The sequence below is a fragment of the Burkholderia sp. SCN-KJ genome (assembly GCF_024656005.1).
Lineage (GTDB): Bacteria > Pseudomonadota > Gammaproteobacteria > Burkholderiales > Burkholderiaceae > Burkholderia.
Map to the genome: position 1 here is coordinate 1 of NZ_JANKOG010000083.1, position 1,236 is coordinate 1,236.

Here is a 1,236-nt window from a genome sequence, read left to right on the forward strand (position 1 = left end):
GATACAACTGAAGATAGGATGCTTCAATGAAGACTGAACTTGGTGCCCAATTTGGGATTGACCTGCCGATCTACGCTTTCTCTCACTGCCGTGATGTTGTCGCGGCGGTCACGAAGGCGGGTGGTCTGGGCGTGCTGGGCGCGGCCTGGATGACGCCCGACGAACTGTCGATGTCGATCGACTGGATTGAGAAGCAGGTGGACGGCAAGCCCTTCGGCGTAGACCTTGTTTTTCCCGGTACGGGAGGCGACGAAAAATCGCCAGAGGAATATCTGAAGCAAATCCCGGAAAGTCACCTATCGTTCGTCAAGAAAGTCCTGGACGAAGCCGGTATCGCCGACATGCCTGAAGCGGACCGCAATGCATACATGGCCGAGTATGCGACGAAGATGGCCATGACGAACAAGAAGAGCCAAGAACAGCTCGACGTGGTCCTCAGTAAGCCCGTTAGCTGCGTTGTCGGCGCGCTTGGCGTTACGCCAGACTGGGTGGTGAAGCAAGCCCACGGCCGTGGGATCAAGGTGGGGGCGCTCGTGGGAAGCGGTCGCCACGCAAGCAAGCAAAAAGATGCGGGCGTTGATTTTCTGGTTGCTCAAGGGACGGAGGCTGGTGGCAGTGTTGGTTCCATCGCATCCATGGTTCTGTGGCCGCAGGTAGTCGAAGCTGCACAGGGGCTTCCTGTCCTCGCAGCTGGCGGCGTAACGCGTGGTTCGCAGATTCTTGCGGCGCTGGCGCTGGGGTGCCAGGGTGTTTGGATCGGCTCGTTGTGGCTTGGCACCGCGGAGAGCGACCTGAACATGGAGATGCGCGAGAAGCTGTTCCAGTCGGAATCGGAAGACGCCACATTGAGCTTTGCAATGACCGGGAAGCAGTGCCGGATTCTCAACACGGACTATATGAAGGCGTGGGCTCAGCCAGGCGCACCAAAACCGCTGAAATGGCCGATGCAGTCGATCCTTGGGGGCTATCCGTTCAAGCGTGCGGAGCGCTCGCACAATATGGACTATTGGAGCTACTCGGTGGGTCAAGCCATTGGCGACATGAAGGGACATACCACGGTCAAGGGCGAGTTCGAGCGGCTGTTGAACGAATATCTGGAGGCGCTGGAAGCGCTCAATGCCAAGGCGTCTTACGAGTAGATAGAGCATGAACAACAGCTGCACGGCCGGTAACGAAGAGAGCCGAGGTCAAAGGCGATTTGAGATGCTGAAAAGGCTTCTCGACGAACGACGGTCG

At 57.8% G+C, this 1,236-nt stretch carries 1 protein-coding gene; it reads left to right on the plus strand.

Annotation, left to right across the window (positions count from 1 at the left end; all coding sequences use genetic code 11):
- Window positions 1-26 precede the first annotated feature (26 nt).
- Window positions 27-1,139, plus strand: a complete 1,113-nt coding sequence (locus NQV17_RS37715) for a nitronate monooxygenase (protein ID WP_257776148.1) — start codon at window positions 27-29, stop codon at window positions 1,137-1,139.
- The last annotated feature ends 97 nt before the right edge of the window (window positions 1,140-1,236 follow it).

Bases quoted from the DNA above. Each gene is read 5' to 3' on its own strand.
- NQV17_RS37715 (WP_257776148.1), top strand. From the start codon at position 27: ATGAAGACTGAACTTGGTGCCCAATTTGGGATTGACCTGCCGATCTAC.